The sequence below is a fragment of the Larkinella bovis genome, assembly GCF_042655385.1.
Classification (GTDB): Bacteria; Bacteroidota; Bacteroidia; order Cytophagales; family Spirosomataceae; genus Larkinella; species Larkinella bovis.
The window spans coordinates 1-23,865 of sequence record NZ_JBHSMA010000010.1 but is presented as its reverse complement, the minus strand read 5'-3'; the positions used below and the strand labels follow the sequence as shown (position 1 = coordinate 23,865).

The following is a 23,865-nucleotide window of genomic DNA, read 5'->3' as shown; positions in this document are numbered from 1 at the left end:
CCAAAACTGTCAGCCTTTCTTTTCGGCCGCTGCCGCTTCCTCGGCTTCCGCCAGCTTGATGGCTTCGTACAGATTAACAATCGCGCCGGTTTTCGACAAGTCCGTGAATTCCACCAGTTCGTTGGATTCGGGCCGAAGCACCCGCCGGTTTTGCACAATGGCCGATTTTTCAATGATCCGTTTCAGATCGCTATAGGTCAGTTTCGGGAAATACGACTTCAGCACGGCCGCAATGCCGGTCACCACGGGGGCGGCCATACTCGTACCGCTCAGGTTGTCGTAGCCATTCTTGGGCGTGGTGGAATAAATCGTCATGCCCGGCGCAAATACATCGACGGTTTTCCGACCGTAGTTGGAAAACGGTGCCACCAGATTCTCGTTGTTTTTCGCCGTAATGGCCCCCACCGTAATCAGGTTCGGAATGGCCGAACCATCCATAAACCGGTCGGCCGGAAAACTGGCCGTCGTATCCAGCAATTTGTTGTCGTTTCCGGCGGCATGAATCAGCAGAACGCCTTTGGAAAGCGCATACCGCATGGCGTCATCGACGACTTTCCGTTGCGGAGACACGTCTTTTCCGAAGCTCATGTTGATGATCTGGGCCCCGTTGTTGACCGCATACCGGATCGCGTTGGCCACATCCTTGTCGCGTTCGTCGCCATCCGGAACGGCCCGGATCGCCATGATTTTCACCTGATCGGCCACCCCTTGCACCCCGAGGTTGTTGGTGCGGTCGGCGGCAATAATTCCGGCGACGTGCGTACCGTGGAGAGCATCGGGTCCCGTAATATCCGGATTTCCGTAGGCGGTTTCGGTCAGGTCGTTGGGGTTATCGCCCACAATCGAGCGGCCGTCGTAATCCGGGTTGTAAGCGTATTCAGCTTTCGATTTGAGGTCTTCCAGGCCCCGTTCCAGTTCATTCTGAATATCGTCCGCGGAGCTGTAGCCCTGCGAGGCTGTCATTTCGTACAAAGCCGCGGCCGCTTTCTTCACAAAATCATTGTCTGTCGTCGGGTTGCGCAGCGTGGCCGTATCGAGTTTGGAGACGCCCAGCGCCTGCTTCAGCCCACCGATGATGGTAACCAGCTGACTGCTGAATTCGCTGTAGGATTTGTATTGTTCCTGGTATTCGGCCCGTTTCTTCTCCACTTCGGCCTTATACTTCACAAACTGATCGTACTCCTTTTGCTGGGCCGGTTTCAGCGCCGAGCGTTTTTTGCCTTCGTACAACGGACGCAGCCGGACGTATTGCCGGGTCACTTCGGCGGTTTCGTACTGAACGTTGCGGCCATCTTTTCCACCGATAAAATTCCAGCCGTGGATATCATCGACATACCCGTTTTTATCGTCATCGATGCCGTTGCCGGGAATTTCCTTCGGGTTGGTCCAGAGAATACGTTTCAGGTCTTCGTGCGTTGAGTCAATACCGCCGTCGATCACGGCTACGACGACCGGCGTCGGTTTGCGGTTGCTGAGTAATTCGCGGTAGGTTCGATCGGTGCTAATGCCCAGGACACTATCGGTCTTCGAATCCAGGTGAAACCATTGAGCGGATTGGGTCTGGCTAAAGGCCGAACCCGATAGAAGGATTGTATAGAGACTAAGAAGTCGAACTACAAGCGGTTTAAACGCCATAAAAGAAAAGTTATCAGTTATTTATCGGTTAACAACGGAACGCGAATCTGTGTTCGCACGGCTAACCGGGTAATATAACGGAGCGAAGATAAATTCCGGTATGTTTTACTGATTATTGTACTTAAACCGTTCAATTTCCCCCAAACAAGGGGAGATTTCGTCAGTCAGTTGCCCCGCCGAATGTTTTTTCCGGTCGTTGATCGGTTTCCCTAAAATAAATGGACACAATTGCACAAGTCTGACATATTTTGGTTAAATTTGGGAGATTATTTAAATACAATACATTATAATGCAAACAGGAACTGTTAAATTTTTTAATGAACTCAAAGGTTTTGGGTTTATTACCCCTTCGGATTCAGACAAGGACATCTTCGTTCACGTATCCGGATTGATCGATGAAATTCGTGAGAACGACAAAGTTCAATTCGAGGTGGAGCAAGGCAAAAAAGGTCTGAACGCCATCAACGTAGAAGTTATTTAATCGAAAGATATAATACTCTGAAACGATGAAGAACATGCCTTCGGGCATGTTCTTTTTTTGTTTACAGGGGTGGGTTTCGCTGCTGATCGGAATTTACTACACTGCTGATCGGGATTTGCAATCCCGATCTTATCTGCTTCGGAGTTGTAATCCGAAATCAAACTAAAAATACCGATTGCAAATCGGTTCCAGTAAGGATCGGGATTTGAAATCCCGATCTGCATCGGCTGCACCGGAAACCGTCCCTGGCCTTTAGAACAAATGAATTAGGCCTTTAAAACAAAATCGCCAAAAACCGCACCGTCTACCTTTGTTCCAACCAATTTTTCTACCACCATGGAACAACAAACAAGTGTAGACAACGACAAGAGCCCTCTGCAAAAAGCCATCGGCTCCGGTTTTACGCCCACCTCCACTACCACCGACGTCATCACCGGGATTTCGCTGACGGGAAAAACCGCCATCGTAACCGGGGGGTATGCCGGTATTGGCCTGGAAACCGTCAAAACCTTCGTTTCGGCAGGCGCTCAAGTGATCGTACCCGCCCGGGATCTGAAAAAAGCCGCCCAAAACCTGCTGGGCGTCCCGAACGTACTCCTCGAATCCATGGACCTGATGGACCCGGCTTCCATCGATGCGTTCGCGGAGAAATTCCTCCGCACCGGCAGCCCGCTGCATCTGCTGGTCAACAATGCGGGCATTATGTGGGTACCTTTACAACGGGATGCCCGGGGGTACGAGTCGCAACTGGCCACCAACCACTTAGGCCATTTCCAACTAACCGCCCAGCTATGGCCGGCGCTGAAAAAAGCGGCCGGAGCCCGGGTCGTGACGGTTTCTTCGTTTGGCCATCAGATGGCTTCTTTTAACTTTGACGATCCTAACTTCGAAAACCGCCCATACGAAACCTTAGCCGGTTACGGACAATCCAAAACCGCCAACAACCTGTTTACGGTTGAACTGGACCGACGCGCGAAGGAATTTGGGGTTCGTGCCTTTGTGGTGCATCCGGGCTCGGTCAATGGGACGGATCTGGGCCGGGTAGCTCCGATGGCGTTGTTTCAGCAACTGGGAACGCACGATGCCGACGGCAATCTCTTCCCGGAAGTCGCCCGAACCCTTAAGACGATTCCGCAGGGAGCCGCCACCACGGTCTGGTGCGCCACCAGCCCGCAGTTAAATGACCTGGGCGGTCTTTACTGTGAAAATGCGGACGTGGCCGACCTGGATGATGGCACCATCGATCACCAGTACGACAATCCCCTGACGCTCCGGGGCGTTAAACCGTATTCGGTCGATGCGGAACTGGCCGAGCGGTTGTGGACGTTGAGCGAAGACCTGACGGGCGTGCGGTTTTTACCAAATTAAGGACGACAAGCATGGGGTATCAAGCGAATTATATCCATCCTGATCTGAAGCTCTCGCGCTTCGATGGCCCGTTTTACAAAGCGGATGTGCTGTTCGAACAGCATTTGCTGGTCTGGTTTATTTCGGGCGAAACCCGCATCATCCACGGCGATCGTACGTACCGGTTCGGAACCGGCGATACCCTGCTCTTTCCCCGCAATCAACTGGTGACGGTTATCAACTATCCGAAAGACGGTTTGCCCCACCAGTCGGTGGTGATGCACCTGACGAAACAGCGGTTAACCGATTTTTACACCAAAAACCGGGTAGCCATTCGGCCCATGCAACCGCCCCGGTTCCGTACCTTTGACCAACATCCGCTCTTAAAAAGCTGCCTGGCGTCGCTGATTCCGTATTTCGACCTGAACGCCCCCCTCCCCGACGCGATTGCGTCGTTAAAAATAGAGGAAGCCATCGCGATTCTTCGGATGATTGACCTCACAATTGACCATTTACTGGCGAATTTCGACGAACCCGGCAAAATCAGTCTGGTCGATTTCATGGAGCAGAATTTCATGTTCAACATGCCGATGGATAAATTCGGTTACCTGACGGGCCGAAGTCTGACCACCTTCAAACGGGATTTTAAAAAGACCTTTCTGACGACTCCGCAGAAATGGCTCATGGAAAAACGGCTGGAACTGGCCCACTACCAGATTCGGGAAAAGAAACGAAAACCGTCGGAGGTATACCTGGAAGTGGGTTTCGAGAACCTCTCCCATTTTGGCTACGCGTTTCGGAAACGGTACGGTTACGCTCCGACGGAGCGAATGGCCCCGTAAACTCTTCGTTACGCCCGCTCGCTTTCCGGTTAGAAACTGTTCCTTTCCCGCTTTCTCGGATGCATCCTCTTTCTAGCCATCATGCGATCACGCCTACTTTCTTTCTTATTTCTGTTCACCATCTCCCTGGCTCAGGCCCAAAACTGGTACAAAGGCAATTTGCACACGCACTCGCTCTGGAGCGACGGCGACGATTATCCCGAAATGATCATGGACTGGTACAAGGCCAACGGGTACAACTTTGTCGGTTTGTCGGACCACAACACGTTTCAGGAAGGCGAAAAATGGATCAAAGTGCCCCGCGCCCCCGAACGCCGTCGGACCTTCGAGCGGTATTTGCGCACCTTCGGCCCCGATTGGGTGAAGTACGAAACCGGCCCCAATGATTCGCTGAAAGTCCGGCTGAAAAACCTGAGCGAATACCGCTCGTATTTTGAAGACCCCGGCAAGTTCATGATCCTGAAAAGTGAAGAAGTTTCGACCGGTTATCAGGGAAAACCGATTCACATCAACATGACCAACATCCAGCACCTGCTGCGCCCCCTGCCGGGCAACAGCGTGGCCGAGGTCATGCAGAACAACATCGACGCGCTGGTGGCGCAACGGCGGCAAACCAACCAGCCCATGTTTCCGCACATCAACCACCCGAATTTCTACTACGCCATTACCGCCAACGACCTCATGCAGCTCCGGCACGAGCGGTTTTTCGAGGTCTTCAACGGCCACCCGCTGGTACATAATTACGGCGACAGCACCCGCGAAGGCACCGAGGCCATGTGGGACAAAATCAACCTGCATTTTCTGAAGCAGGGCCGTCCGCTGATGCTGGGGCTGGCCACCGACGACAGCCACCATTACTACTTTTTCGGGCCGACCTTCAGCAATTCGGGCCGGGCCTGGGTGATGGTGAATGCTCCCGAACTGAAGCCGAACACGATTGTCGAAGCGCTGGAAGCCGGCCGGTTTTACGCCACCACGGGTGTCACGCTGGAAACCCTGACGCAAACCGCTTCGACCCTGGCCTTGAAGATCAAAGCCGAACCAAACGTCAGCTACCGCATTCAGTTCATCGGCATTCGGAACGGGCAGGAAAAGGCGGAAGTGCTCCGCGAAGTGACCGGCACGGAAGCCCGGTACGACGTCACCGACGAACGGCTGGTGCGGGCCAAAATCATCTCGAGCAAGCCCAAATACAACCCGTTTGAAGCCGGTGATGTGGAAACCGCCTGGACGCAGCCCATCGCCCGCCTGCAAACTCCTCAGCCGCTGGCGACCGTCAAACCGCTGCCCAGTGGTCACGCCCACAACGATTACGAACAGTCGCGCCCCCTCTGGGACGCGCTCGACCACGGTTTTACGAGCATCGAAGCGGATGTGTATGCGTTCCGTGACACGCTCTACGTTTCCCACAACCGCCCGGCGTTCTGGAATACCGACAAATCGCTCGAAAACCTGTACCTCCGCCCGCTCACGGAGCGCATCCGGCAGAACGGCGGCACGGTGTATCCCAATTACAAGGATCCGGTTTACCTGATGATCGACTTCAAAACCGCAGCCGACAGCACCTACAAAGCCTTGGAAAAAGTGCTGCAACACTACCGCTCCATCCTGACGACCTGCCGGGGCAACCGCTGTCAGCCGGGAGCCGTGACAGTTTTCATTTCCGGAAACCGCCCGACTGAAACCCTGAAAAAAGCGAAGGAACGACTGGCGGGCCTCGACGGTCGGCCGGCGGATCTGGGCAAAGGGTTCAGTCCGAGCCTGATGCCCGTGGTCAGCGATTCGTACGCGAACCAATTAAGCTGGCGAGGCCAGGGGCCAATGCCCGACGAGCAATTCCAGAAGCTGAAACAACTGGTGCAACGCGTGCACGCGGAAGGGAAAAAACTACGGCTCTGGGCCTGCCCCGAAGACCCGGTGGTTTGGGCCAAACTCCGCGAAGCCGGCGCCGATTTTCTCAGCACGGATCAACTCGAACTCGCCCGCGATTTTTTGTTGAACTAGACAAGAGAGGAAAGACTAGTTCTGGATACTGGATACTCGACCCTGGATTAGTCCTTCCTCTCTTGTCTTTCCTCCTTTGTCTAGTTAGACTTAACCCTTTACTGCCCCGGCGGAATCGGCATGGGAACCGTGTTTCGGACTGGTTTCAGCGATTTCAAATACGCAAAAATCGCCTTGGCATCGTCATCAGTCACGTGGGCATACTGCTCCCAGGGCATCGGTGGCAACAACGGCCGGGTGTTGTCCTGTCCGCGGTATTTTCCCTGCCGGAAGGCTTTCGAGAATTGCTCGAACGTCCAGTTTCCAATCCCGGTTTCGTCGGGCGTCAGGTTGGCGGCAAACGACACGCCCCAGGGACCCGCAATGGCTGTAAACTGGCTGCTAAACATCGCCCACTGGCCGTCTTTCACAATGTTGCGGTCGAAGGGCGGCAGTTTTTCGCGCGCATCATACCCCGACAGATACCGATCCATGTCCGACACCGGTCCTTTATCGGTAAACTTCTTGGGCGAATGACAATCAGTACATCCCATGATCGTTACCAGGTATTCACCCCGTTTGACCAACGTTGGATCATTAGCCGGTTTGGCGGTGGCCATCCGGTTGCCGGTAGCGGGAGCGGGCTTTACGGGCTCGTTGCGGTCAGCGGTAAAACTCAGGGCCGCAAACCCAAGCACGGCGATCGACAGAGAATAAAGCCATTTTTTCACCATAGGAATTGGTTGTTAAAGTGTAAAAGAAAAGAGAAAGACTCCGGTGTCAAAGGTCAGGCTTCACCACGCCGGTTTCAAGAGTAGTATCGATGAGTATGTAACTTTCAGGGTTGAAACGGAAACTTTGCACCGCAGAACGAAACCCTTACCAATACGTTGATTTACAGATAGTTAATATCATATGAAAACTCTTTTCCTGGCCGTCTTGATCGTCACTGGGCTGATCGGCGGGCTTGCTGCGCAACCCATTGCGCTCCACCAGGACAACCCGCATTATTTCCGCTACAAAGGCCAGCCGACGGTGCTGATTACGTCGGGCGAGCATTATGGCGCGGTGCTGAATCTCGATTTTGATTTCATTACCTACCTCAATACCCTCCAGAAAGACGGTCTGAACCTGACCCGGACGTTCACGGGTGCCTACCGCGAAGCACCGGGCGATTTCGGGATCGAAAACAACACGATGGCACCGGAATCGGGGCGGTTCATAGCTCCCTGGGCCCGGAGCGAGCAACCCGGCTACGCCGTGGGCGGCAACAAGTTCGATCTCACGCGCTGGGATGATGCCTATTTCAATCGATTAAAGGCGTTTGTCGGGGCGGCTGAGCAACGCGGCATTGTGGTGGAACTGGCGCTGTTCTGTCCGTTTTACGAAGAAAAGATGTGGGTAATCAGTCCAATGCACGTCACGAATAACGTCAACAACCTCGGCACCGTCGGGCGGAACGAGGTCTATACGCTCGACAGAAACGGCGGTTTGCTGGCGGTGCAGGAAGCGCTGGTTCGGAAAATTGTGACGGAACTGAACGGTTTTAGTAATGTGCTGTTCGAGATCTGCAACGAACCGTATTTTGGTGGGGTTCAACTAAACTGGCAGCACCGCATCGCCGACGTGATTGTGGAAACCGAACGGGATCTGCCGAACAAACACCTGATCACGCAGAACATCGCCAACGGTTCGGCCCGAATCGAAAAACCGCATCCGGCGGTTTCCGTCTTCAATTTCCACTACGCGACGCCCCCCAAAACCGTCCCGCTGAATTACGGCCTGAACAAAGTGCTGGGCGACAATGAAACCGGGTTTCGGGGCACCGCCGATTCGACCTACCGCAAGGAGGGCTGGGAGTTTTTGCTGGCCGGGGGCGGGTTGTACAACAACCTCGATTATTCCTTTACGTCCGTCCAACCGGATGGCACCTATCAACCGGGTCCGAAATCGCCCGGCGGGGGCAGCCCGGCGCTGCGGCAGCAACTCGGCTATTTAAAGTCCTTCATGCAGCAGCTGGACTTTGTTCGCATGAAACCGGATTCAAACTTCCTGAGCGGTACATTGCCGCCCTCAATGCGGGTGCACGCGCTCAGCGAAGCGGGCCGGCAATACGCTTTTTACGTCTACAACCGCAACCATCCGAAAACCGCCAACCCCCTGACGCTGGCGCTGAATCTGCCTGCTGGCCGGTATACCGTCACCTATGTCGATCCGGAAACCGGTCGGAAACAATCCCACAAGCTGCGGCACCGGAACGGTCAGGCCACCCTGACCACCCCACCGTTTGGCGTCGATCTGGCGGTGATGATCAAAAAATAACGTACCCACGGACCAGCCGTTCCGGCTTTCGTCCGTGGGTACTTTTTGGGCGGCTCGTCACGATTTGCAATCGTGACGCTAGCTATTGGGGATTTTAAATCCCCAGCAGTTCCGTTCAGGATTTTAAATCGCAAATCCCAGACAACCGGTTGACGTTACCTATCGCGGATTGCAAATCCGCAGCAGGTAGGTTCAGGATTTGGAAATCCTGAACAGCAAATCCTGAACAGCCGGTTATTTTTTCGGATTCGTCGTGGGCGCGCTGCCGCTGGCGGGCGGGTTATACACCAGCTCGTTATCGGGCACATCCCAGTAATCCAGAAACCCGTAGGTAAGTTTCGCCTTCGTGCTGACCGCGCCGGTGCGGCTGAGGGCAACGGCGTTGCTCCGACCGGTTTCCAGCACCCCCCAGCGCCGGGCGTCGTAGAACGCCAGGGCCCGGAACAGCAGACCGATCCGGCGTTCCCGACGCAGTTCCTCCTTGGCGGCCTCCAGCGTCAAACCCGTTCCGGCCACGGCCGCCAGACCCGCGCCCTGCGCTTTCCGCACCTCGTCGATCAGGGCCAGACCATCCTCTATTTTTCCCGTATAGAGCAGGGCTTCGGCTTTCATCAACTGATTTTCTTCGTACGAGCTTGCCAGATACAATTCGTAGCCCCCGGCATTCGTGTTCGAGAAAGTGATGACCGATGCGCTGCCTTCCGAACCAGCCGCTCCCCGATTGACCAGGTCGAAGCGCGTGAAGAACGCGTTCCCCCGCGAGGTTTCACCGATGTACGCCGAAGCCCGTTGCTTGAAGTTGTTCGTAAACCGCAGATCCCCCGGTTTGAAATCCTGAATCAGCCGCTCCGAAATTTTGTAGGTGTTGTTCGAACCGGTGGTTTTGCCCGAAACCGTGCCGGTTGTGGGTGACAGAAAATCCCCGGTCGCGTTCGAACGGCCCGTAAATACAAAGTCGGTCGCCAGAATGCCCGCATTGGTCAGGGTCAGAATTTCGTTCCACTGGGCCGCCGTCATGGCACTGACCCGGTTGTTCACCAGGATATTGCGGGCCTTCATCGTGTTGATGTTCCGCTGCCACATCGCGGGCGTCAGCACCCCGCCTTTGCCCACCCGGTTGAAGTTAGGGATGAGCCCCTGCATCGCGGCCGTGTAATCGGCGCTGGCCGTCAGGCCGCCCAGTATTTTGAAGGCTTCGTCGAAATTTTTATTGGCTTCGGCAATCATCGCTTCTTTGGCCACGTAAGTACCGTTCGTACCGTTCAACGTTTCACCGTTCGCCAGGTTGTTGATAATTCCGGCGTAATAAATGGAACCGATCCGGGAATAGGCATAGCCTTTCCACCAGTAGGCCCAGGCTTTTAGAACGCCCTTTTTTGTGTCGGCTTCGCCTGTAAACGGCACCGCATCGACGTTCGTCAGAATGGTGTTGGCCGCATTGTTCAGGTTGTACATGTACGCCCACTCGTAGTAGGTCGAATTCTGGTAACCGGTCGAATTGACGTTGGCCGTAATACGAATAAAATCAATCTGTTTACTGGGCGAATTCGGGTTTGGCAAAACCGTACCGTCGTCGAGTGTGACCGCATCCGGGCAACCGATCTGGTTGATGAAGATGTTGGCAATATCCGTCCCGATGACGTCGCCCATCAGTTCGTGGTTCCCAATAGCACCCGACCAGAAGTAACCCGGCACCCCGTCGTAATACTTGACGTCCTTGAAACCGGTGATGTAAAAACCCTGCCCGAAGGAAATCAACCCGGTTTCGGTTTTCAGTGCCGGGGATGAGGGCTGGTTGGGGTTCTGAACGTTCAGATCCTCCTTGCAAGCGGCCAGGAATCCGGTAAATACCAGCGCCACGGCCCATATTTTTAGTCTTTTCATGAAGTCAGTGATGAGATGAAGCGTCTTAGAATCCAATGTTCAGCGTGGCCTGATACGACTTGAAGTTCGGCATCGTACTGTGGTCGGTGCCCCGGTCCCAGGCCGAGTTCGAGGTGCCGGAGCTGATTTCCGGGTCAAAACCGCTGTACTTGGTAGCCGTCCAGATGTTGCGGCCCGCCAGAATCAGCTGAAGTTTTTTGAAAACCGGGATGTGGAACGCCTTGGCTAAGTCAATGCCAACCGAAATGTTCCGTAGCCGCAGGAAGGAAGCATCCTCGTAGAAATAATCCTTCGTCCCGTTGGCCGTCCGCTGGGCATAAACCCCGCGGTAGAATGCCGTCCAGGCCCCGGGCTGGCCGTCGATGGTAATAGGAACGGCGTAGTCGCTGTGAATCCCGTCGCGGTACATCCATTCTTTCGTCTGGTTGTAGAGGTGGCTGCCATACACCCAGTCGAGCTGGAAGTTGAACGTCAGGAAATTTCTGAACGTCAGATCGTTGATAAACGACATATTGAATTTCGGGTTCGGATCACCGAAGCTGAATTTATCCGCCGTGAAATAGGGCTGCTTCGTGGCTTTGTTGACGACGATGCCGTTGCTGGCGAGCGTATAGCTTTCCTGCTCAGCCTGCGGAATAAAGGGCTTGCCGTCCGGCCCGAGTTCGCCGACACTGCCGATGGTTTTATACCCGTACAACTGCCCGATTTTCTCCCCGGCTTTCAGGACGTAGTTCGTGCTACCGGCGTTGGAGGTAACGATAATCGGCGCATCGCCCCGGACCGAAACGATTTCCGAGGTCTGGTTTCCGTAATTGACCGTCGTGTTCCACTTTACCGTCGCGCCGTTATACACCGTGGAGTTCAGCGACATCTGAAGTCCCCGCGAACCGAGCGTAAAGGCATTGTCGATCAGGGTTCCCAGGCCGACGGACGGGGCGACGTCCACCGAGTAAATGGCATCTTTCGTTTTCCGATCCCAGTAGGTGGCCGAAACCGCCACGCCATTCAGCCAACTCGTTCCTTTTAACAGACTGAAAACCAGATCAGCACCAACTTCCGTTTCCTGCGAAACCTCGACGCCCAGCGCCGGGTTACTCTGTCCGTAGGCGTAATAAAACGCGGTGGTGTTCCCCAGGGTTGTCGGCGTGATGGTCACATACCGGTCAAACGGTTTGGGCTGAATCCCGGCCTGCCCGTAAGCCGCCCGCAGTTTAAATTCGGGCAGGAAGCTGTTCACGGCGCTGTTCTGCCAGAAATTCAGGGCCGACAGCCGCAGGTACGCATCCCCGCGCGGGAACGTAAACGGTTTGGAACCTTGGCCGAAGGCTGAGGAATAATCGCTCCGGAAACCGCCCGAAACACCGGCAAACTCGCCGTATTCAAACCGCTGATTAACCAGGTATCCATAGGTAATAAACGGTTCGCTGTAATCACGGTAAATCCGCCACGACGACGTATTGGCCGCATTATACGGCGTATAGGCTGCCGGCAACCCGATGGCCGCGCTGGTGTACTCCTTCGCCGTACTGTTGCGCCAGTCGAAAGCCGCCTGCGTGACCGACCGGATCGGCAGATTCAGGCCAAAATCTTCCCTGAAGTCAAAAACCGCCGTGGCCGTCGCCAGAAAGTTCTGGAACATTTTACTGTTGACGTACTTGGTCAGGTCGCCACTGTTCGTCGTGTTGTAGTTGGAGATGTAGGAGGCCGTCCCCTGCGTCAGCCAGTACTTGATATTCTGGTTGTTCGACTGGTTGAGGTATTCCAGATCCCGGTTTTTGGTTTGAAAGTTCAAGCCGTATTTGGCATCCAGTTCCACAAATTTCGGGAATTTGTAGTTGAGATTGAGATTCTGGATGATGTCAACGGTATTGTCGTTGTTGCGGGTATACGCCTGCCGGTACGAGGGGTTCGACGCGTTGATCCCGATCGTCTGGTTCATGTTGTACGGAATGGAACCGTCGGTGGTCAGCAGCGAGAAATCCGCCAGCGGATAGGCATTCAGCATGTTATACAGAATGGTCCGGTCGCTCGATTTCAGCGTACTTTTGGTATACGCCAGTTGGGTGATCGAACGCAGCGTCAGGCCCTTGGCTAGTTGCGTACCGATGTTGGCCGATAGATTGCTCCGATCCCAGTAGCCGTTGTCGATGATGTTGCTCTCCTGGTGGCTGTTGGAAACCGACAGCCCAAAATCCGCCTTCTGACTACCGCCCGAGATCGCAATACTGTTGTTGATCGTGTTGGCCGGTTGGAAGAAATACGCGAAATGATCGTGGTATTGCAGGTTCGCGTTGTACGGTTTGCTGTTCGTGGCCGTAGGGTCGGTCGAGTTATACTGCACATTTTCCGTATAAATCCCCTTGTCGGCGTCATAGGCAATCGGTTTGCCCGACGAGCCGATGATGTTGTTGCTGGCGTCGGTCACAAAAGCGTGGTTCTGCGCCTTGCTCACCCCGCCCACGTTCAGGTACGTGTTGCTGGCAATGCTGGACGAAATGTCGATATTCAGCTGGCCGTTCTTGCCTTTTTTGGTAAACAACTGGATCACCCCATTGGCCCCCTGAGCCCCGTAGATCGTCGCGGCAGCGGCTCCCTGCACCACTTCCACGCGCTCGATGGCGTTCAGGTCGATGGTTTGCAGGCTCGTGGCGCCCATCTGCACCCCGTCGATCAAGATCATCGGTTGGGTGCCCCGGTTGATGGTGTTGATGCCGCGCAGCAAAATATTCACGTCGGCACCGGGCGTTCCGCTCCGGCTGGTAATCTGTGCCCCCGGAATCTTCCCGATCAGGGCCTGATCGACGGAGGCAGATGGCGTTTGCGGCAACTCTTTCGCGCTGACCGATTCAACAGAGATGGCAATTTTGCGTTTGTCGGTGGCCACCCCAACCCCCGTGACTACGATTTCAGACAGTTGTTTGGCGTCGGTCGATAGCTGCACATCGATGACGGAACTGGCGCCGAGTTCGATTTCTTTCGTCAGCATGCCGATGAAGGAAAAGGCCAGGGTGCCTCTGGCGTTGGGAACGGAGAGGGTATACGTCCCATTCCCATCGGTTACGGTACCAATGGAAGTACCTTTCAACAAAACCGATACACCGGGGAGGGGGCTGCTGTCTTCCGCAGCAGTGACTTTTCCGGAAACTTTCCTGTCCTGGGCTAGCAGAGGGGCAAAAGCCGAGCACACCAACAGGAATCCCGTCAGTAGAGATTTAGACATGAGTATTACTTTAGTTTAGGTTGATGATTACCCAAATCTAAAGAATAATCAATGCGATATTATATTCCGTTATTAATTTAATTTCGATCAATAATTTTGTTGAATTATTACTATCTAAAATATTATTGTGTTAATATTCCAGATAGTAGAATTAATAAAAGATAATATTTTGATTGAATGACCGGCGAAAAGCCGATAAAACGTAACCAATATTTTTTAGAACTTTATCGGTTATCCAATTAAAAAAATCCCATAAAAACAACGTAGCGCAGCGGCTTTTTGACCAAAAAGCCGCTGCGCTACGTGAAAAGATCTGAGCCTAACTACCGGTAGAAAAGGCGTTTAACCTCCTACCGATTCTACCAGAAAACCGGCTCTATTTAAACAAGGGTGCGTGGATTTCCCGCAGGGTTTCAATCGGGATCTTGATCACTTCCCGGTCGTAGGTCAGCAAACCGTTCACTTCGCCTTCAACATCGGTCGTCTGGGTGTACACCGCGGCCGAAACGCCGTTTTTCTGGTACATCTCGACCATTTTCGCGTACTTGGTTTTATAGGCTTTCAGGACGGCCTCTTTATCCTGGTACGTCTGATACCCCCAATTGCGTTTGTTAGGGTCCCAAAGGTGGCCGGCAATGGGCCAGCCGATGCCTCCGAACTCCCCGACGACGATCACCCGGTCTTTCTTGGCTTCCGGAATGTGCGGCACCTCGTGGTACGTGTGAATATCGAAAAATTCACCCGCGCCCAGATCGGTCCAGCCACTGGCGGCATTCACCAGCCGGCTCGGATCGATGGCCTTCACCCAGTCGGCCAGCCGGACGTTATCGTACTGGCCCCAGCCTTCGTTATGCACCACCCAGGTTACAATGCTTGGATGGTTGTGCAACCGGTTCATCATCCGGCGCAGTTCCAATTCAAACTGTTCCTTGCCTTTCGACCGGCGCAGGGGCTCTACATTTTCCGACGGATGCATATCCTGCCCGCTCACAAAACCCGACGGCATATCCTGCCAGACCATGATACCCAGCCGGTCGCAGTGGTAATAATACCGGGCGGGTTCGACCTTGATGTGTTTCCGCAGCATATTGAAACCCGATTTTTTCAGAAAATCCAGTTCAAAAACCATCGCTTCATCCGACGGGGGCGTCAGCAGGCTGCCCGGCCACCAGCCCTGATCGAGCGGACCGTTCTGGAAGAGCGGTTTATTATTCAGCAGCATGACCGGCTGTCCGGCGATTTTACCCGGCCCCATCGAAATTTTCCGCATGGCGAAATAGCTCGTTACGGCATCAATGGCGTTGCCCGTTACTTCCGCCTTGGCATACGCCGAACGCTCGGCTTCGTTATGCATCGGTCGTTTGCGGTTGTCGGTACCCGGGAACGGATCTTTTACCGTCACGAGTTCAACCTTCAGATTGTACAGGAACGGACTGTCGGGCGTCCACAGTTTCGGATTTTTGATCGGCACATACGCCGTACGGCCCGACCGGACGATCAGGCTCGAAACCGTTTGCGTGCCGTCCAGCGCCGTTAACCGCACCGCAGCCGTCGGGCTGGTCATCGGCGTCCGCGCCAGGACCTCTACCCGAATCCGGCTCGAATCCAGTTCCGGCGTAATGCGAACCTCTTCAATGTAGTTGGGATTGGGAACCGGCTCCAGCCAGACGGTTTGCCAGATCCCCGACACCGGCGTATACCAGATACCGTGCGGGTTGTTGATCTGCTTGCCCCGGGGTTGTTCGTCCTTATCCGTGGGGTCCGTAACGCCCAGCACGACCACATTCTGCCCGGATTTCAAATAATCGGTAATATCAAATTCAAACGGATCCGAACCACCCGTGTGTGACCCGACCAAACCGCCGTTCACCCACAGATTGCATTCATAATCGACCGCCCCGAAGTGCATCAACACCCGCTGGCCGTTCCAGGCTGCCGGAATGGTAACGTTCCGACGGTACCAGAGTCGCTGGTCGGCGGCTAATCCTTTCGTCACTTTCGAAAGCGTCGATTCCAACGCGAACGGCACCAGAATCTGGCCGTCAAATTTCGTAGGCTGCCCTTCGGTTTTGGGCCGGATGGCGTATTCCCACATCCCGTTCAGGTTCTGCCAGTTGGCCCGTACCATCTGCGGACGGGGGTATTCCCGCCAGGCATTGTCGGAAGTCACCTGCTTTTCCCAGCGGCTCAGAATGGCCGCCGGTTTGGGTTCGGCCGCCGTCGTTTGCGCCTGAATGGGCTGGCTAAGGAGGGTACCAAAGAATAAACTCAATAAGATACGATCGAAGGTGCGTCGAATCGGGTGTTTCATAAGGTATAGAAATAGATACTACTGCAATAGTGCAATTTTCCCCGTAAAGATAGAACTCTTTCGATTGATCAGCCGGTTTAATCCGAATCAATGAATGGCAAAGGAATACAGATCGGCGTCCCGGACGATTAATTTCAGCCGAACTTTCCGATCACCCAACTCGCTAACGGTTTTACCGCTTTTCCAGGTAATGGGGCCATCGATTTTATCGCCCACCAGTGGCACCGACTCTTCAAGACCGGGGATAACCTGCCCATTTTCCTCCAGAATCGCCACTTTTACATAGCCCACCGACGAGGTAGCATAGTTGGCAACCAGTTCCTTTCCTTTCAGAAAAACCGGTTTGGTCACCATACTGCCTTCTTTGTAACCGCCGTGGAGAGAGGCAAAACCGTCGATCCGTAGCGTCATGCGTTCCAGAAAAACGGAGGGCGTTCCGTAGGCCCGGGTCACAAAAAACGATAGTTCGGCCGGTCCGGTCTGGATAATGCCCAGCGCCGGGATGTTACTCCGTGCCCCCCAGTTTTTTTGCTCAGAACCGGGCCGAACAAACGACTGCATGAAGGTCCGGTCGTACCGGTTTCCCCCGCGACTCGTCATAAAAACCCCGTCGGCAACGCCTTTCCACTGCGTTGGATCTGTCCCATTTTCGATTAATTGCGCATCCGAAAGCACTTTCAGCTGGGGCGAAAACCGGAACGGCATCGCAATCAGGATCTGGGGGGCTCTGAAATAGGGGTGCGTTGTGTTGGTATACAGATGTTCCGTTTCGGTAGGCCCAAACGTCATCATCTCCGGTTTTGACCAATGCAGAAAATCGCGGGAAACCGAACGGGCAATGGACCGGACACCCCCCGCCGGATACAAATCGCCCGGTTTTCCACCCGTCCAGGCCCGGAGGTAAAGCGCATACACGTTTTCTTCCGGCACCCACGTCAGCACGTTCTGCGAATCCAGCGCAAAATCATGAAAAAGGGCGGTCGTATCCTTCGGATACCGTTTCCAGTGAATCCCATCGGCCGAAACGTACCGGAACAACCCGCTGGACGGAATCTTCGTATTCGACTCCCCGCCCACGGCTTTGTACCGTTCTTCAGCCGGCACACCGGGCCGGGGGTCGTACATCACCGTCAGGTTGTGCGTACTCCGCTGGCGGTTATCGGCCAGCACCACGTTGTTGTCGAGCGTGCCATTGACCTTGAAAAGCTTCAGGTTGGGCTTGGTCCAGTGAATCCCGTCCCGGCTTTCGGCATAACAGGTTACCTGCTGATCGCCTTTGTTCTCGTAGCCGGCCAACCCCCGGTAATACATCTGAAAACGATCACCGGCGTTTACCACCGAAACATAGGTACAAAACCGGCCTTCCCAGGGCTGATCGAATTGCAGGGCTTTTCCGGCCGAAACCGGTGTTCCCAGGCGCCAATCCAGATTGATGAGCGTATCGATGAGGTACTTATCGACAAAAAGTTCGCGCTGGTTGCGCAGGACAATGGGTTGGTTCTGAGCGAAACTCGCGAAAGACGTAATCAGCGAGCCGATCAGAACCAACGTACGGAGACGCAAAAGGAGCATGATTAGGGTTAGGTTAAAAGCAAACCGTCCGCCGGTGTCGTATTTCCGGTGAACGATCAAAAATGCCTATACCGCCCCAAGATACCAAAAATCGCTATTTTTTTCCTCCGCCCAGCGAAGCCGGCTTTCCGGCGGAAATACCTTCCGCGAAGGTCGCCAGTCGTTCGCCCAGGGTCTGGATGGCTTTTTTGTACCGGTTTTCCAGATCGGGCAGGTTGGCCGTCGATTTCAGGGAGGCTTCGTACAGAAAACCGGGTAACATCCACGACGCGTAGCCGCTGTACGGATCTGACGAAGCATACAGTGACCGGTACCACGACCCGAACGCCATGCCTTTGGGGTCGATGAATGCCTTTTCCAATTGCAGCATCGTCTTGTTCAGGTCAGCCAGTTTGTCCGTCCGACCGGCTTTCAGATACTCCTGCCGGGCGGTTTCAGCGGCCTCGGCGGTTTTCTTCAAATCGGCCACGGCGGCCAGCACCGGCTGGATGGAATAGGTGGGCGCATAAACTTTGATCGCTTTTTCGGCGGCTTTCAGGTGGGTATCCAGGTCACTGGCGTAGCGGGTCAGGTCATACGGCAGCAAATCGGCATTGGCCAGCCGCAGGGCCATCGTGCCCACCACCTGCTCGACCATCGGGCCCATCTTATACGTCGGGTCGGCAAATTTGTCGTAAAAAAACAGGTCATCATTGGCCGAGTGGTAGAGCGTCGGCCCACCGGTTCCGGCATTGAGCGACGGAATTCCGACGTGCATATACGGCGCAATGTGATCGGAGCCACCACCCAGGTTGCCAATCACCGGTTCGTTGACCACGGTAGCCGGTGCCGACGAGGCAATCCCGACGGTGCTGCCGCCCCGCCGACCGCCCTGTTTCAGCCAGTGCTGGTAAACCGTCATGTTCGAATCCGGGTATTCGACGGCCTGCGTGGCTTCAATCAGCAGCTTTTTCATCGAGGGCGACGCGCTGGCCCCGAACATCCGGCCCGACACGGCCGCATCGTAGTTCATGTAGGCGACCGCTTTCTGCGTCAGTTCGTCCCGAAACTGCTCGGCCCATTCTGCCGACCCGATCACGCCAAACTCCTCGGCATCCCAGTGCGCCACTTTAATCGTGCGCCGGGGCCGTTGCCCGGTTTTGGCCAGTTTACCCAATGATTCGGTCAAGCCCAGCAGCATGGCCGTGCCGCTGTTGGGATCGGTGGCCCCGAACGACCAGGCGTCGTAGTGACAACCGGCAATCACCCATTCATCCGGAAACTCCGAACCAGTCAGCGTTCCGACCACTTCGTAAATCCGTGTCATGGCTTTCTCCTGTTTTACCATCAGCCGCACTTTCAGCGCCGAACCACCTTCCAGCCGGTAGGTAAACGGCAAACCGCCCTGCCAGCCCGCCGGAACAGGTTTGGCGCCGGTCATGCGTTTCAGAATGTCGATGGCCGAACCGTACGGAATGGCCGTCACCGGAATTTTGTGCAGGGCCACATCCTTCGGGTCCAGCCGTTTGATTTTGGTTTTACCATCCAGCGGCAAAGCGGGTTCTCCGGGTGTCAGCGGGTCGCCGGTATACGGCACCGTCAGCAGCGAACCCCGCTGGATAATGCTTTCGCTGGGTTGTGGCCCTTCGGGAAATGTCAGTCCTTTCATGTAGCCATTATCCGCCGGATCGGTATAAATGATCAGGCCCGCAGCCCCGGCGGCTTCGGCAAACTGCGCCTTGTAACCCCGGAAATTACCGCCGTAGCGCGCCATGACGATCTTGCCCTGCACCGAAATGCCCATCGCCTTCAGTTGTTCAAAATCTTCCTTCCGACCATAGTTGGCGTAAACCACCTCCGCCGTTACGTCGCCCGAACCCGAATAGGCGTTCCAGCCCGGCATGATGCGCGGGTCTTTGCTGTACTTATCTTCGGGAAACAGGTATTCGCGGATGTTGAGCGGTTGCCGTACCGGTTCCACCAGCTCGACGGCAATCTCACCCGGTCCTTTGGGCAGATAAATGTCGTGCGGATAAATGTCCACCTGCCAGCCCGCTTTCCGCATGGTTTCGGCAATGTAGTCGCGGACACGCTCGTTTTCGGGCGTTCCGGCCACGTGCGGAACGCTGCTCAGGGCTTCGAGGTGCTTTTTGAAAACCGCCGACGACTGGTGTTTCTTGAACTCGGCTTCGGCTTTTTCTTCCGTCGCCTGCCGGGCGGGCGTAAAACCGGTAAAATGCTGGCCAAAACCAGCGGTTGCGCCACAAACCAGGAGAAGCGCCGAATAGTGTAAAAGTCTGTTCATGGAATCAGGTTGTTCAGGTTAACCACCCGATAAGGTACAGAATAGTTGGCAAAAAGCGATTTTGGCCGAATATTTTCCGGATTTTATCCTACTGTAACTATTTTAGTGAATTGAACTGACCGACACGCTCATGAAACACCTGTTTACCACACCCCTTATCCTGCTAGTTGTGACCCGTTCGGTGCTGGCGCAACCTACCCCCGATCTGTACCACCAGACCAGCGACGTCCACCACCTGCTGACGCAGTACGAAGCGGATTGGGGCAGCCTGAGCCGGTTTTATACCATCGAAAATTCGCCCGAGCGTCGGGAACGGCTCAAAACGTTTTTCAGCGACTATGTGCGGCAGTTGCAGCAACTGGATTTCGACCGGATGAGCACCGACAGCCGGGTGGATTACCTGCTGTTTCAGCGGAACCTGAAAAACGAACTGCTCGAGCTGGCGAATGAGGAAAAAGAGGTGAAGCAGATCCAAAGCTGGTTTCCGTTTGCCGACAAAATTTATGCCCTCGAAAAACAGCGTCGGCGCGGCCTGCCGCTGGTGGCCGAGCAGGTAGCCGCGGAGCTTAACGCCATTGGCCGGGAAATCGTCGCGGCCCGGCAAGTGGCCGAAAAAGCGGAAAAGCCCGACCCCGCCGTCGCCCGACGCGCCGAAGGAACCGCCAAAGGGTTACAGGCGGCCCTGAAAAGCGTGTTTATGTTTTACAACGCCTACGACCCGCAATTTAGCTGGTGGGTGCCCGAACCCTACCGCCAAACCGACAGCCTATTAACGACGTATATGGTTCTATTGGGCAAAAAAGTCCGGGAAGCGGCCCCGACCAAAGACGACGGCAGCGGTATTGCGGGCATCGCCGTAGGGCGCGAGGAGTTGCTGCGGCAACTGGCGTACGAAATGATTCCGTATTCGCCGGAAGACCTCATCGACATTGCCAACCGGGAGTTTGCCTGGTGCGACCGCGAATTGCTGAAAGCATCGAAGGAAATGGGCTTCGGAACCGACTGGAAAGCCGCCCAGGAGAAAGTGAAAAACACGACGGTTCCCGCCGGTAAACAGCCCGAACTCATCTTGCGACTGTATAACGAGTCGGTTGCCTTTCTGAAACAAAAAGACCTGATCACGATTCCGCCGATTGCGGAGGAAACCTGGCGGATGCAGATGATGTCGCCCGCACGGCAGAAAGTGAGCCCGTTTTTTCTGGGTGGCGAAACCATTCTGATTTCCTACCCGACCAGCACGATGAGCCACGAGGACAAACTGATGAGCATGCGGGGCAACAATCCGCACTTTTCCCGCTCGACGGTCCACCACGAACTCATCGCCGGGCACCATTTGCAGGGATTCATGAACAACCGCTACAAGACGTACCGGCATTTTGACACGCCATTCTGGACCGAGGGCTGGGCCTTGTACTGGGAAATGATTCTGTGGGACCTGGGGTTTCCGCAATCGCCGGAAGACCGCATCGGGATGTTGTTCTGGCGGATGCACCGCTGCGCCCGGATTATTTTCTCGCTCAATTACCACCTCGGCAAATGGTCCCCGCAGCAGTGCATCGACTTTCTGGTGGATCGGGTCGGGCACGAACGCGCCAACGCCGAAGGCGAAGTGCGCCGGTCGTTCGTGGGCGGGTATCCTCCGCTTTATCAACTGGCGTACATGACCGGCGGTTTTCAGTTTTACGGGTTGAAAAAAGAATTGGTGGACAGCAAGAAAATGACCTACAAGCAGTTCCACGACGCCATTCTGCAACTGAACGCGATGCCGGTTGAAATGATCCGCGCCATCCTGACGAACCAGAAACTGAGCCGGGACTTCAAAACGTCGTGGCGGTTTTACGAAAAGGAAGGAAAATAGGCGGTTTTTCGGTCTGAAAATCAATCCCAGTGTCCCAAAATTTGGGACAATTCCGCTTTCCGTTTAACTTTAACCCCCATCTAACATTCTTTTTACCAACGCTTCCATCAACATAATGACAAGGAAAGTTTCCGTCCTGGTGGCGGTTTTCGTAAGTCTTTCGCTGCACCTGCGAGCCCAGGCACCATCCACCCCCAATTACAAGGCCAACGACCGGTTCGAGCAACTCGGGCCCGTGCTGCCCACGCCCAACACCTTCCGCACGGCTTCCGGCGCGCCGGGCCGGGATTTCTTCCAGAACCGGGCGGATTACAACATTAAAGTCGAACTGGACGATGCCAACCAGAAAATTACCGGGTCGGAAACCGTCACGTATTATAATAACTCCCCCGACGCCCTGAAATACCTCTGGCTGCAACTCGACCAGAATATATTCGAGACGAATTCAACGGCCAACCTCACGAAGCAGTCGGTGGTTTCGGGTAATGGCACCAGCCTGACCCGGCTGAACAACCTTAACAATGCCGAACCCGGCGCTGAGATCGATCCTAAAAAAGAGTATGGGTACAAAATAACCGCCGTTCGGGATGCCGCCGGTAAACCGCTGAAATATACCATCAACCAGACGATGATGCGGATCGAGCTGCCGACGCCCTTAAAACCGGGTCAGAACTTCGTCTTCGGCGTCGACTGGAATTACAACATCACCGCGTATTACGGCCGCAGCGGGTACGAATATTTTCCGAAAGATGGAAACTACAACTACTTCATCGCCCACTGGTTTCCGCGCCTGGCGGCTTATGACGACGTCAACGGCTGGCAGCACAAGCAGTTTCTGGGCCAGGGCGAATTCACGCTCATTTTCGGTAACTACAAAGTCGCCATCACCGTCCCCAACGACCATGTGGTGGCCGCCACCGGCGAATGTCTAAACTACAAACAGGTACTGACGCCCACCCAGCAGCAGCGGATGCAGAAAGCCGCTAATTCCAAAACCCCGGTGATCATCGTCACCCAGGCCGAAGCCGAAGCGGCCGAAAAAGGAAAGCCCACCGGCAAGAAAACCTGGATTTACAAAGCCGATAACGTGCGGGATTTCGCCTTTGCTTCCTCGCGCAAATTCATCTGGGATGCCATGCAAACCGATGTCTACGGCGATGGCAAGAAAATCTGGAGCATGTCGTTTTACCCCAAAGAAGGCAATCCGTTGTGGGAGCAGTATTCGACGCGGGTGGTGGAACACACGCTGAAATCGTACGGAAACCGCACCTTCAAGTACCCGTATCCGGTCGCCATTTCCTGCCACGCTACGCCGGGTGGTGGGATGGAATACCCGATGATCAGCTTCAACGGCGGTCGGCCCGAACCCGATGGGACGTATTCAGCAGGTACAAAAGCCGGCATGATCGGGGTGATCATCCACGAAGTGGGGCACAACTTTTTCCCGATGATCGTTAACTCCGACGAGCGGCAGTGGACCTGGATGGACGAAGGGCTCAACAGTTTTTGCCAGTACCTGGCCGAAAAAGAATGGGATTATAACTTCCCAAGCTGGTACGGCGAACCGCAGTACATCGTTCCCTATATGAAGTCGGATCCGGCGTTGCTGTCGCCGATTATGACCTCTTCGGACAACATTCTCCAGTTCGGCCCGAATGCCTACTCCAAACCGTCGGTGGCGCTGAATATCCTGCGGGAAACGGTCATGGGCCGCGAACTGTTCGATTACGCCTTCAAGGAATATGCCAACCGCTGGGCCTTCAAAAACCCCACCCCCGCCGACTTCTTCCGCACCATGGAAGATGCCTCCGGCGTCGATCTGGACTGGTTCTGGAAAGGCTGGTTCTACGGTGTGGAAGCCGTCGATCAGGATCTGGTCGAAGTGGACTGGTTCACCATCAACACCCAGAATCCCGAGGTGGAAAAAGAACTGGCCCGCGCCGAGGCCCAGGCCAGGGCCAACACCATCAGCAAGCTGCGCGATGCGGCTACCAAAGACCAAACCGTGGTGGCTCAGGATTCGACCATGAAGGATTTCTACAACCGCTACGACCCGTTTGCGGTGACCGATGCCGACCGCCAGCGCTACCAGGCTTACCTGGCAACGTTGTCGGACGACGAGCGCA

14 protein-coding genes are annotated in these 23,865 nt (G+C 54.9%); 7 read left to right on the top strand and 7 right to left on the bottom strand.

The window, feature by feature from the left end; translation table 11 throughout:
* Nucleotides 1–9: 9 nt before the first annotated feature.
* Nucleotides 10–1,635 carry a S8 family peptidase gene (locus ACFPMF_RS22235; protein WP_379849200.1) on the bottom strand — a complete coding sequence of 542 codons (1,626 nt, stop codon included), beginning with the start codon at nucleotides 1,633–1,635 and terminating at the stop codon, nucleotides 10–12.
* 289 nt (nucleotides 1,636–1,924) lie between these two features.
* Here ACFPMF_RS22235 and ACFPMF_RS22230 point away from each other — a divergent pair, with 289 nt between their 5' ends.
* From ACFPMF_RS22230 to ACFPMF_RS22215, 4 genes are all read left to right on the top strand, one after another.
* Nucleotides 1,925–2,116, top strand: coding sequence for a cold-shock protein (locus tag ACFPMF_RS22230; protein WP_379849198.1), 192 nt, complete (start codon nucleotides 1,925–1,927; stop codon nucleotides 2,114–2,116).
* A gap of 336 nt (nucleotides 2,117–2,452) precedes the next feature.
* Nucleotides 2,453–3,484 carry an SDR family NAD(P)-dependent oxidoreductase gene (locus tag ACFPMF_RS22225; RefSeq protein ID WP_379849196.1) on the top strand — a complete coding sequence of 344 codons (1,032 nt, stop codon included), beginning with the start codon at nucleotides 2,453–2,455 and terminating at the stop codon, nucleotides 3,482–3,484.
* Between the two features lie 11 nt (nucleotides 3,485–3,495).
* Entirely contained in the window at nucleotides 3,496–4,305 is an 810-nt protein-coding gene (locus ACFPMF_RS22220; RefSeq protein ID WP_379849194.1) for a helix-turn-helix domain-containing protein, read from the top strand.
* A gap of 81 nt (nucleotides 4,306–4,386) precedes the next feature.
* Complete coding sequence (locus tag ACFPMF_RS22215) at nucleotides 4,387–6,309, top strand: histidinol-phosphatase (RefSeq protein WP_379849192.1); 1,923 nt, start codon at nucleotides 4,387–4,389, stop codon at nucleotides 6,307–6,309.
* Between the two features lie 98 nt (nucleotides 6,310–6,407).
* On the opposite strand, the gene ACFPMF_RS22210 is transcribed toward ACFPMF_RS22215, so the two are convergent.
* Nucleotides 6,408–7,022, bottom strand: coding sequence for a c-type cytochrome (locus tag ACFPMF_RS22210; protein WP_379849190.1), 615 nt, complete (start codon nucleotides 7,020–7,022; stop codon nucleotides 6,408–6,410).
* 181 nt (nucleotides 7,023–7,203) lie between these two features.
* Between ACFPMF_RS22210 and ACFPMF_RS22205 the strand changes: the two genes are divergently transcribed.
* Complete coding sequence (locus tag ACFPMF_RS22205; protein WP_379849188.1) at nucleotides 7,204–8,610, top strand: cellulase family glycosylhydrolase; 1,407 nt, start codon at nucleotides 7,204–7,206, stop codon at nucleotides 8,608–8,610.
* Between the two features lie 234 nt (nucleotides 8,611–8,844).
* Here ACFPMF_RS22205 and ACFPMF_RS22200 read toward each other — a convergent pair whose 3' ends face one another.
* From ACFPMF_RS22200 to ACFPMF_RS22180, 5 genes are all read right to left on the bottom strand, one after another.
* On the bottom strand, nucleotides 8,845–10,494 hold the full coding sequence (locus ACFPMF_RS22200) for a RagB/SusD family nutrient uptake outer membrane protein (RefSeq protein WP_379849186.1): 1,650 nt from the start codon (nucleotides 10,492–10,494) through the stop codon (nucleotides 8,845–8,847).
* A gap of 25 nt (nucleotides 10,495–10,519) precedes the next feature.
* Nucleotides 10,520–13,714 carry a SusC/RagA family TonB-linked outer membrane protein gene (locus ACFPMF_RS22195; protein ID WP_379849184.1) on the bottom strand — a complete coding sequence of 1,065 codons (3,195 nt, stop codon included), beginning with the start codon at nucleotides 13,712–13,714 and terminating at the stop codon, nucleotides 10,520–10,522.
* Nucleotides 13,715–14,090: 376 nt separating this feature from the next.
* Complete coding sequence (locus tag ACFPMF_RS22190) at nucleotides 14,091–16,025, bottom strand: glycoside hydrolase family 2 protein (RefSeq protein ID WP_379849182.1); 1,935 nt, start codon at nucleotides 16,023–16,025, stop codon at nucleotides 14,091–14,093.
* Between the two features lie 87 nt (nucleotides 16,026–16,112).
* Complete coding sequence (locus ACFPMF_RS22185) at nucleotides 16,113–17,597, bottom strand: hypothetical protein (RefSeq protein ID WP_379849180.1); 1,485 nt, start codon at nucleotides 17,595–17,597, stop codon at nucleotides 16,113–16,115.
* A 94-nt stretch (nucleotides 17,598–17,691) separates the two neighbouring features.
* Entirely contained in the window at nucleotides 17,692–19,881 is a 2,190-nt protein-coding gene (locus ACFPMF_RS22180) for a M28 family peptidase (RefSeq protein WP_379849178.1), read from the bottom strand.
* A gap of 130 nt (nucleotides 19,882–20,011) precedes the next feature.
* Between ACFPMF_RS22180 and ACFPMF_RS22175 the strand changes: the two genes are divergently transcribed.
* Nucleotides 20,012–21,739, top strand: a complete 1,728-nt coding sequence (locus ACFPMF_RS22175) for a DUF885 family protein (protein ID WP_379849176.1) — start codon at nucleotides 20,012–20,014, stop codon at nucleotides 21,737–21,739.
* Nucleotides 21,740–21,854: 115 nt separating this feature from the next.
* Nucleotides 21,855–23,865 (top strand): M1 family metallopeptidase (locus tag ACFPMF_RS22170; protein WP_379849174.1); only part of this gene is annotated, 2,011 nt, incomplete at its 3' end.

What these genes read in the sequence shown, in the direction of transcription:
- ACFPMF_RS22235 (WP_379849200.1), bottom strand. Translation starts at nt 1,635, where the DNA reads ATGGCGTTTAAACCGCTTGTAGTTCGACTTCTTAGTCTCTATACAATC.
- ACFPMF_RS22230 (WP_379849198.1), top strand. Translation starts at nt 1,925, where the DNA reads ATGCAAACAGGAACTGTTAAATTTTTTAATGAACTCAAAGGTTTTGGG.
- ACFPMF_RS22225 (WP_379849196.1), top strand. Translation starts at nt 2,453, where the DNA reads ATGGAACAACAAACAAGTGTAGACAACGACAAGAGCCCTCTGCAAAAA.
- ACFPMF_RS22220 (WP_379849194.1), top strand. Translation starts at nt 3,496, where the DNA reads ATGGGGTATCAAGCGAATTATATCCATCCTGATCTGAAGCTCTCGCGC.
- ACFPMF_RS22215 (WP_379849192.1), top strand. Translation starts at nt 4,387, where the DNA reads ATGCGATCACGCCTACTTTCTTTCTTATTTCTGTTCACCATCTCCCTG.
- ACFPMF_RS22210 (WP_379849190.1), bottom strand. Translation starts at nt 7,022, where the DNA reads ATGGTGAAAAAATGGCTTTATTCTCTGTCGATCGCCGTGCTTGGGTTT.
- ACFPMF_RS22205 (WP_379849188.1), top strand. Translation starts at nt 7,204, where the DNA reads ATGAAAACTCTTTTCCTGGCCGTCTTGATCGTCACTGGGCTGATCGGC.
- ACFPMF_RS22200 (WP_379849186.1), bottom strand. Translation starts at nt 10,494, where the DNA reads ATGAAAAGACTAAAAATATGGGCCGTGGCGCTGGTATTTACCGGATTC.
- ACFPMF_RS22195 (WP_379849184.1), bottom strand. Translation starts at nt 13,714, where the DNA reads ATGTCTAAATCTCTACTGACGGGATTCCTGTTGGTGTGCTCGGCTTTT.
- ACFPMF_RS22190 (WP_379849182.1), bottom strand. Translation starts at nt 16,025, where the DNA reads ATGAAACACCCGATTCGACGCACCTTCGATCGTATCTTATTGAGTTTA.
- ACFPMF_RS22185 (WP_379849180.1), bottom strand. Translation starts at nt 17,597, where the DNA reads ATGCTCCTTTTGCGTCTCCGTACGTTGGTTCTGATCGGCTCGCTGATT.
- ACFPMF_RS22180 (WP_379849178.1), bottom strand. Translation starts at nt 19,881, where the DNA reads ATGAACAGACTTTTACACTATTCGGCGCTTCTCCTGGTTTGTGGCGCA.
- ACFPMF_RS22175 (WP_379849176.1), top strand. Translation starts at nt 20,012, where the DNA reads ATGAAACACCTGTTTACCACACCCCTTATCCTGCTAGTTGTGACCCGT.